The 9,025-nt window shown below is 74.1% G+C and carries 7 protein-coding genes; all 7 read left to right on the top strand.

Translation table 11 applies throughout. The annotated features are described in order from the left end of the window. Positions 1 to 68 precede the first annotated feature (68 nt). The 7 genes from ACIG3E_RS25390 to ACIG3E_RS25360 all read left to right on the top strand — a co-directional run bounded on the left by ACIG3E_RS25390 (position 69) and on the right by ACIG3E_RS25360 (position 8,981). Entirely contained in the window at positions 69 to 572 is a 504-nt protein-coding gene (locus ACIG3E_RS25390; RefSeq protein ID WP_399620619.1) for a hypothetical protein, read from the top strand. 389 nt (positions 573 to 961) lie between these two features. Next, complete coding sequence (locus tag ACIG3E_RS25385; protein WP_399620616.1) at positions 962 to 2,239, top strand: MFS transporter; 1,278 nt, start codon at positions 962 to 964, stop codon at positions 2,237 to 2,239. Continuing rightward, complete coding sequence (locus ACIG3E_RS25380; protein ID WP_399620613.1) at positions 2,236 to 4,029, top strand: alpha/beta hydrolase family protein; 1,794 nt, start codon at positions 2,236 to 2,238, stop codon at positions 4,027 to 4,029. The genes ACIG3E_RS25385 and ACIG3E_RS25380 overlap by 4 nt, the downstream gene beginning before the upstream one ends. Positions 4,030 to 4,041: 12 nt before the next feature. Next, positions 4,042 to 4,170 (top strand): hypothetical protein, encoded by a 129-nt coding sequence (locus tag ACIG3E_RS25375; protein ID WP_399620610.1) that lies wholly within the window; start codon positions 4,042 to 4,044, stop codon positions 4,168 to 4,170. A gap of 68 nt (positions 4,171 to 4,238) precedes the next feature. Then, complete coding sequence (locus ACIG3E_RS25370) at positions 4,239 to 6,161, top strand: RiPP maturation radical SAM C-methyltransferase (protein WP_399620608.1); 1,923 nt, start codon at positions 4,239 to 4,241, stop codon at positions 6,159 to 6,161. Positions 6,162 to 6,192: 31 nt separating this feature from the next. Beyond that, positions 6,193 to 6,846 (top strand): DUF5825 family protein, encoded by a 654-nt coding sequence (locus tag ACIG3E_RS25365; RefSeq protein WP_399620605.1) that lies wholly within the window; start codon positions 6,193 to 6,195, stop codon positions 6,844 to 6,846. A gap of 164 nt (positions 6,847 to 7,010) precedes the next feature. After that, the gene (locus ACIG3E_RS25360) at positions 7,011 to 8,981 is read left to right on the top strand and encodes a GTP-binding protein (RefSeq protein WP_399620602.1); all 1,971 of its coding nucleotides are present in this window, start codon (positions 7,011 to 7,013) and stop codon (positions 8,979 to 8,981) included. The last annotated feature ends 44 nt before the right edge of the window (positions 8,982 to 9,025 follow it).

The following is a 9,025-nucleotide window of genomic DNA, read 5'->3' as shown; positions in this document are numbered from 1 at the left end:
TTCGGGCGGCGCCCGCCCGCCCCCCCGCCGGGCTGCGGTGCGGACCGCGCTCAACTCGGGTGGCGATCTTGCGCGCGGGGCGGGGGGGCGCGGGGGGCGGGGCGGGGGGGGCCGCCCCCGCCACGGCCGCGGACCGCGCCCTCGGCGTGGTCCGCGGCTACGCGGCGTGCGACGCCGCCGCGGTGACCCGGGCCCTGGTCCGCGTCGGCGAGGCCGAACGCCAGCAGACGTACGCCGTGCTCGGCGGCCTGCTGCGGTCCACGCTGGCCCTCGTCGCGCTGACGGGCCGGGAGCTGCGGACCGGAGAGGTGGTGCGGCTCGCCGACGAGGTGGCCGCCGCCGCGCCCACCGCCTACGAGTTCACCGTGACGCAGGCGGTCCGCGCCTGGGCGCGCGGCGACCAGGAAGGTTTCCGCGGCGCCCACGCCGACGACCCGCTCGGCGACCTCCATGTCACCGCCGTCCTCGTCGTGCTCCTCGGGCTCGCACTCTGGGGCCGCGAGACCTTCCTGGACACGTTGCGGGCCTACGAAGAGGTCGCGCGGACCCTGGCCGTGCCGCCCGGCGCCTGACCCGGTCCCGGTCGGCGGCAGAGCCTCCCGTACCGTCGGGAACCAGCCATCCTCTCGCTCGGGTGGAACCATCAACGGCCTTTGTGCGTAGCAGAGTTGACGGCTCGCGAACACCCCACGGCTCTCGTCAGCCTCAAACGTCGACGTGCCTCGTGGTGTCCCTCACGTCACACGCGTCACGTGTGCCTCGGTAATCCCGCGCAGCCTGACGGAACTCACGACTCCCCTTGGTACACGGGGCGACGCACCCCCGGCGCACCCCTCCACGGCGCTTTTCAGTCAGCGACCCCGGCGTCTTGTAGCGCGCTCCGGCGGCTGGCTACGATCCCGCTCTCGTTGCACTTTCTGCACATCTCTACACAGGCAATTCACAGTTGTGAGGGGGTTGCGTGGAGCCACAGACGGAGGCGGACACACCGGACCGCCACGGCGACGTAGCGTGGCCCCGGCCGCCCCAGGACCCCCGCGCCTTTGCCGGATCGCTCTCCGCCCGCGACTTCCGCCTCTTCTGGTGGGCCAACGCCGCCGACGCCCTCGGCACCCAGGCCTCCGGCGTCGTCCTGCCGCTGCTGCTCCTCGCGCTCGGCCACTCCGCGCAGACGGCCGGGCTCGTGGCCGGGTTGTCGCTGGCCGCCGGGATCCTGCTCGGGCCGCTCGCCGCGGTCCCCGCCGACCGGGGCGCCCGCAAAACGATCATGTTCTGGTCCGCCGCCGTCTCCGCGCTGGCCATGGGGTCCGTCGCCCTGACGCTCGCGCTCGGGCACCTCACGCTCGCCCACCTCCTCGGCGCCGTCCTGGTCGAGCGGTTCGCCACCGCCTGCCACGAGGCGGCCTCGCGCGGCACCGTCGCCCTGGTCTGCCCGCCCGACGAACAACCCCGCGCGGTCGCCCGGCTCGCCGCCGCCGACCAGGGCGCGCTGATCCTCGGCCCGGCCCTCGGCGGCGCCGCCTACCAGCTCTCGCGCGCCCTGCCCTTCCTGGCCGACGCGGTCTCGTACGCCGTCGCCGCCGGCTGCGTACGCGGGATGCGCACCGACCTGAAGGCCCCGGCCGAGCCCTCCGGCGACAGCCTGTTCCGCGAGGCCGCCGCGGGCCTTCGCCTGGTGCGGCGACAGCCGCTGCTGCGCCTGGTCCTGGTCTGGATCGCCCTCGTCAACGGCGTCGCCGTCGCGCTCTACTATGCCGCCGTCTTCGCCCTGGAGCGCTCCGGCACGGGGGCGCTCGCGCTCGGCGTCGTGCTCGCCGTCTCCGGCGGCGCGGGGCTCGCCGGTTCGCTCGCCGCGCCGAAGGTCGCGGTCCGCGTCGGCGCCGCCCGGCTCGTCACCGCCGTGACCTGGCTGCTCGTCCCGCTCACCGCGGCCCTCGCCACCGCCACCGGACCGTGGGCGTACGGCGCGCTGCTCGGCGCGGTCTGCCTGGTCATCCCGCTGGCCGCCGTGGTCTTCCAGGCGCGGGTGCTCCTCGTCGCCGAGCCCGCCGTGCAGGCCCGCGTCGGCGCGGTCCTCGGCACCGCGTCCGGCGCGGCGGCGGCCCTCGCCCCGGTCCTCGCGGGCCTGTTCGCCGACCGGGTGGACACCGCCGCGCCCGCCCTCGGCTGCGCCGCCCTGCTCACCCTCCTCGCCGTGCACACCACCCGGCGGGCCGCCCTCGCGGAGGCCGCCGCGTGAGCCGCTTCCAGGTCTACCGGGCCGCGCTGCCCGAGGTGTGCGCCGCCGACTCGCGCCGGATGGTCTTCACCGCCGACGCCGACGGCCGCTGCGAGGTCTTCACCTGGGACGCCGCCGCCTGCCGGGCCCGGCAGGTCACCGACAGGCCGGGCGGCACCCTGCACGGCGCGATCGACCGGGACGCCCGCGTCTGGTGGTTCGCCGAGGACGCCCGGGGTGTCGGCCACTGGCGGTTCCAGCCCTTCACCGGCGGCCCCGACCGGCCCGGGCTCGCCGGTGTCCCGGACGGCACCGCGCGCGGCCTCGCCGTCACCGGCGGCGCCATCGCCGCCGTCGGCGTCGGCCTGGACGACGGCACCGCCGTCCACATCGGGTCCCGGGGCGGCCCCGGCCGGGAGGTGACGCGCGTCGACGGGCCCGCCGCGCTCGCCGGACTCACCCCGGCGGGTGACCTGCTGGTCCTCACGCGCGGCGCCGACTCGCCCCGGGCCGTCACGGTCCTCACCCCCGACGGCACCGACGCCGCCGTCCTGCCCGGCGACGGCGCGCACGGCAGGCTGTGGGCCCTCGGCTTCGCACCGGCGGGACCGGACGCCCCCCTGCTCCTCGTCCGCGAGCGCGACGACCGCTATCTGCTGGAGACCTGGACCCCCGCCACCGGCACCGTGACCCACGACTGGTGCGCCTTCGACACCCAGATCACCGCCCGCTGGTACCCCGACGGCCGCTCCGTCCTCATCCGCCAGGACCGCCACGGACGCTCCCTGCTGCACCGCGCCCACCTCGAACGGCGCACCCTCGACCCTGTCCCCGCGCCCCCCGGCACCCTCCTGGACGCCGCCCCGCACCCCGGCGGCGACCTGCACACCCTCTGGACCGACACGGCGCACCCGCCGCGCATGGCCTCTACCACCGGCACGCCACTGCCGCCCCTCGGCACCGTCGAGGGCCGCGTCCCCGGCATCCTGCGCGACATCCGCACCCCCGGCCCGGACGGCCCGGTGCACACCCTGCTCAGCCTCCCCGAGGACGGCCCCGGGCCCCACCCCGCCGTCTTCCTGGTGCACGGCGGCCCCGCCGATCACGACCGCGACGCCTACGACGGCACCGTGCACTCCCTGGTCGCCTCCGGCTTCGCCGTCGCCCGGGTCAACTACCGCGGCTCCACCGGCTACGGCCCCCGCTGGCAGCGCGCCTTCGGCGAAGGCGTCGGCCACACCCAGGTCGCGGACCTCACCGCCGTGCGGGCCGACCTCGTCGCGCGCGGCCTGATCCGCCCCGACGCGACCGGCCTCTGGGGCACCTCCTGGGGCGGCTACCTCGTCCTGCTCGCCCTCGGCACCCGGCCCGGCCTGTGGCGGGCGGGTGTCGCCGTGAAGCCGGTGGCCGACTACGCCGCCGCCCACGCCTCGGCCACCGAGGCCCTGCGCGCCCTGGACGAGCGGCTGTTCGGCGGCACCCCCGAGGAGGTGCCCGCACGCTACGCGCACAGCTCCCCCATCCGGTACGCCGTCCACGTACAGGATCCGCTCCTGGTCGTCGCCGCCACGCACGACACCAAATGCCCCGCCGCACAGGTCCGTTCCTACCTCGGCGTCCTCCACGCCATCGGCGCCCGGCACGAGTCCCTCTGGCTGGACTCCGGGCACGACGGCTACGACGGCGGCGACCACGTGGCCGTGCTGCGCCGCGCGGTGCTCTTCCTCGACCGGGAGCTCCGCGGCACCACCCCACCCAGACGCCCCCCTCCGCCCGGAAGGGGGGCAGCGCACCGCACCGCCCATCAGTGAGAGGAGAGAGCCATGCAGAAGGACGTCATCCACAACGACCCGCTCGCGGAGGACGAGACGAACCGGAAGCCGAGCATCGGCATCACGGTCACCGTCCCGTTCCGCAACGCCGAGGACGGCGACGACAGCGTCGAGGACTGATCCCGAACCGGCCGGTCCCCGGGAGCACCCCCCGGGGGCCGGTCGGCCCCACCATCGGAGGAGCGCCCATGCGCGTACTGCTGGTCAACATGCCCTGGTCGCCCATCGACCTGCCGTCCCTCGCCCTGGGCATCCTCAAACGGAGCGTGGACGAGCGCGTCCCCGGCGCCACCGCCGAGGTGCTGCACGCCAACCTCGCCTTCACCGACTGGATCACCGAGCGCACCGAGTTCACCGGTGACGACTACGAGTACTACGCCCTCTCCTCGTACTTCATGGGCTGTGGCGACTGGGTCTTCTCCTCCGCCCTGTACGACGACCCGCAGTGGCGCGACGAGGAGTTCACCGCCACCATGACCGGCAAGCTCAAGGCCGCGCGGATGAAGATGACGCGCGAACTGCACCGCGTCGTCCCCGAGTTCGTCGAGATGATCGCCCAGCAGATCGTGGCGAAGCAGCCCGACGTCGTCGGCTTCACCTCCACCTTCCAGCAGAACACCGCCGCGCTCGCCGCCGCCCGCCGGGTCAAGGAACTCGCCCCGCACGTCGTGACCGTCATGGGCGGCGCCAACTGCGACGGCGAGCAGGGCGCCGCCGTGCACCGCAACTTCGCCTTCGTCGACTACGTCGTACGCGGTGAGGGCGAGGGCGCCTTCCCGCAGCTGCTCACCGCCCTCAAGGAGGAGGCCGCGGTCGACGACGTGCCCGGTCTGTGCCGCCGCGACGCTTCGGGCACGAGCATCGCCAACCCGATGGCCACCCGGCCGCTGCCGCCCGCGGCCATCCTGCCGCCCGACTACAGCGGCTACTTCGAGCGCCTCGCCGCCTCGGTGGCCCGCAACTGGGTGGAGCCCAAACTCGTCGTCGAGGGCGCCCGCGGCTGCTGGTGGGGCGAGAAGCACCACTGCACCTTCTGCGGGCTCAACGGCTCGTTCATGGAGTTCCGTTCCAAGAGCCCGGACACCTTCTACGAAGAGATCATGGACCTGGCCCGCCGCCACCGGGTGCTCGACATGTACGTCGTCGACAACATCCTCGACATGCGCTATCTGACGTCCGTCCTGCCCCGCATCATCGACAGCGGCTACGACCTGCGCCTGCACATCGAGATCAAGGCCAACATGAAGCGCAGCCAGCTGCGCACCCTCGCCGACGCCGGACTCATCTACGTCCAGCCGGGCATCGAGAGCCTCAACAGCCGCGTCCTGGACCTGATGGACAAGGGCGTCAGCGGCTGCCAGAACGTCCGGATGCTCCGCGACGGCGCCGAGACCGGCCTGTCCGTCGCCTGGAACTACCTCCACGGCTTCCCCGGCGAGAGCGCCGAGGACTACGACCCGGTCATCGCGCAGATCCCCGCCCTGGAACACCTCGACCCGCCGGTCGACCTCTCCGCCCGCATCGCCATCGAACGCTTCAGCCCCTACTTCGAGCGGCCCGAACTGGGCTTCACCGGACTGCGCCCCGAGGCGCACTACCGCTTCACCTACGACCTGCCCGAAGAAGAGCTGTACGGCATGGCGTACGTCTTCGAGGCCCCGGCCCGCGGCATCGGCGAGCAGACGGTGGGCGCCCTGAACGCGGCCCTCGCCGACTGGAAGAAGCACCACACGGACGCCCGCCTCACCCACGACGACCACGGCGACCGCATCGTCCTGGTCAGCCGCAGGCGCACCTTCGCCTGGCGCGCCATGGAGCTGAGCGACCCCCTGGACCTCGCCGTCTTCCGCCTCCTCGACCAGCCGCACACCCTGACGGCCCTCACCCGCAAGGCCGCCGCGCGCGTGCCCGGAGCCGGTGTCGACGAGGAGCGGCTGCAACGGCTGCTCGACTCCTGGCTCGCCCTCGGCATCGTCTTCGCGGACGCGGGACAGTACGTCCACATCGCCCCGGCCGCGGTCAACGAGGACCTGCTGCGCCTGGACTTCATGCGGCACGTCCACGCGGAGGACGGCGCGGCCGACCCCGAAGCCGTCCCCGAACCGGCCTGACCCGCCCGAAAGACCGACCAGGAGGAGCCCGATGACCGCCACCCTCACCTCGCCCACGCTCCTGGCCTGGCGCGACTACGACCCGGACGCGTGCGCGCTGCCCGGCATGTTCCTGGGCGAGGTGCCGCTGCCGGGCCCGGCCCGCGGCGAGGCGGCGCGCCTGTGGGAGCTGGGCGCGCGCCGGGTGCGCCTGCCCGCCCCCGTCGACCTGACCACCGCCACCGACCCGGCGGCCGCCCTGCACTGGCTCAGCCTCGTCCGGGACCTGACCGCGCGCGCCGTCATGGTGGAGTGGGAGCTGCTCCTCGACCAGGACGCGGGGGAGAGCTGGCGGGTGCTCAGCCACCTCCAGCCGCCCGCGGCCCTGCACGGCCCCAGCGACGCCGAGGCGTCCCTGCGCACCTGGCGGCGCGGCCACTACCTGTGCAAATGCCTGTGGCGCAAGGGCCCCGGCTTCATCCAGATCCGCGACCGGCGCTGGGGCGAGCTGCGCCGCTTCACCGCCGACGAGCCCGAGTACGCGACGGCCATCGACCTCCTCGACTACGGCACACCCGCCGACAGCGTCCCGCAGGAGGCGCTCGACGACTTCCGGGGCGAGAAGCTCGTCCTGGACGTCGGCCCGTACGCCTGGTGGATCCCCTACCGCGTGAGCCGCTGGCTGCAGCAGTCGATCGCGATCTGAACGAGAGCGGGCCACGGGCCGCGCCGGAATATTCGGTCGACGGCCCCGAGCCCGTGGTGCGAACATCGCCGCAGCAGCCCACGAGATCAAGGAGACGGCGATGCGCGGAACGTCCATGTCCCAGACGAAAGGACCAGTCATCAACCTGAAGGACATGACGCTCTGTGCGCACCACGCACCGCACGCTGAACCTGGGGATCCTGGCGCATGTTGACGCCGGCAAGACGAGCCTGACCGAGCGGCTCCTGTACGAGGCCGGGGCGATCGACGCCATCGGCAGCGTCGACGCGGGCAGCACCCACACCGACTCCCTCGACCTGGAGCGCCGCCGCGGCATCACCATCAAGTCGGCGGTGGTGAACTTCCGCCTCGGCGGCGGCGGTTCGGCCGTCTCGGTGAACCTCATCGACACACCCGGCCACCCCGACTTCATCGCCGAGGTGGAGCGGGTCCTCGGCGTCCTCGACGGCGCCGTGCTCGTCGTCTCCGCCGTGGAGGGCGTGCAGCCGCAGACGCGCGTCCTGATGCGGACGCTGAAGCGGCTCGGCATCCCCACCCTGATCTTCATCAACAAGGCCGACCGGCGCGGCGCCGACGACACGCGCGTCCTGCGCGAGGCCGAGCGCAGACTCGGCGTGCCCACCGTTGCGATGGGGCGAGTCAGCGGGGGTCTCGGCACGCCCACGGCCCGCGTCACGGCCTTCACCGAGGACGACGGCCCCTTCACCCGCGGACTCCTCGACGTCCTGACCGCCCGGGACGACGCCCTGCTCGCCGCGTATGTGGCGGACGAGGCCTCCGTGCCGTACGAGCGCCTGCACGACGCCCTCGTGACCCAGACCCGGAAGGGCTGGGTGCATCCGGTGTACGTCGGCTCGGCGATCACCGGCGCGGGCATCCAGGAACTCGTCCGGGGCATCAAGGAACTGCTGCCCGCCGAGCACCCTGCCGCCGAAGGGCCCGTGTCGGGGCGGGTGTTCAAGGTGGAGCGCGGCGAGGGCGGCGAGAAGGTCGCGTACGCCCGGCTGTTCTCCGGGCGGCTCGCGGTCCGCGAGCGCGTCGCGGTCGGCGCCGCCACGGCCAAGGTCACGGACCTGGCCGTCTTCGACCGGGGCGCGCTGGAGCGCCGTGCCTCGGCGCGCGCCGGGGAGATCGCCACGCTGCGCGGGCTCGCGGCGGTCCGCATCGGGGACGTCATCGGCACGCCGCCGGTCGGCCGCCCCTACGACCACGTCTTCGCGCCGCCCTCCCTCGAAACCGTCGTGGTGCCCGCCGACCCGGCCGACCTGGGCGCGCTGCACCTGGCCCTGACCCGGCTCGCCGAACAGGACCCCCTGATCGGACTGCGCCAGGACCCGCACGGGCGGGAGCTGTCCGTCTCCCTCTACGGCGAGGTGCAGAAGGAGGTCCTCGCGGCCAGCCTGGCCGAACAGCACCTGACGGTCGACTTCCGGCGGACGACACCGATCTGCGTCGAGCGCGTCACCGGTACGGGCGCGGCCCACGAGGCCCTCGGTGAGGAGGGCAATCCCTACCGGGCGACGGTGGGGCTGCGGGTGGAGCCGGGGCCGGTCGGCGGCGGCGTCACCTTCCGCCTCGCGGTCGAACTGGGTTCGCTGCCCCTCGCCTACATGCGGGCCGTGGAGGAGACCGTCCACACCACGCTGGAGCAGGGGGTGTACGGCTGGCGGGTGCCCGACTGCGTGGTCACGATGACCCACTCGGGCTTCTGCAGCATCACGAGCACGGCGGGCGCGTTCCGCGGGCTGACGCCGCTGGTCCTGATGACGGCGCTGCGCCGGGCCGGAACGGTCGTGCACGAGCCGATGCACCGCTTCGTCCTGGAGGTCCCGCAGGACGCGTACGCGCCGGTGGCGCTCGCCCTGGCCCGCCACCGCGCCCTGCCGGGAACGCCGAAGGCACGCGGCGACGCGTTCGTCGTCGAAGGCCACCTGCCCGCCGACCACGTGCACGGCCTGGAGCGGGAGCTGCCCGAACTCACCGGCGGCGAGGGCGTCCTGGAGACGTCCTTCGGCCACTACCGCGCGACGAGCAGCCCTCGGTCCAGGCTCAGGACCGACCACAACCCGCTGCACCGGGAGGAGTACCTGCTGCACGCGCACCGGCGGATGTGAGCGACGCCGGGGCCCCACCCGCCGACGACGGGTGGGGCGCTCCG

Origin of the sequence: Streptomyces sp. NPDC053474 (assembly GCF_044544845.1) — a bacterium.
Classification (GTDB): Bacteria; Actinomycetota; Actinomycetes; order Streptomycetales; family Streptomycetaceae; genus Streptomyces.
Note: the sequence above shows the minus strand (reverse complement) of the source record. Positions and strands in the feature narration are given on the sequence as shown.

Coding starts and splice junctions, on each gene's coding strand:
- ACIG3E_RS25375 (WP_399620610.1), top strand. CDS start 4,042: ATGCAGAAGGACGTCATCCACAACGACCCGCTCGCGGAGGACGAGACG.
- ACIG3E_RS25365 (WP_399620605.1), top strand. CDS start 6,193: ATGACCGCCACCCTCACCTCGCCCACGCTCCTGGCCTGGCGCGACTAC.
- ACIG3E_RS25370 (WP_399620608.1), top strand. CDS start 4,239: ATGCGCGTACTGCTGGTCAACATGCCCTGGTCGCCCATCGACCTGCCG.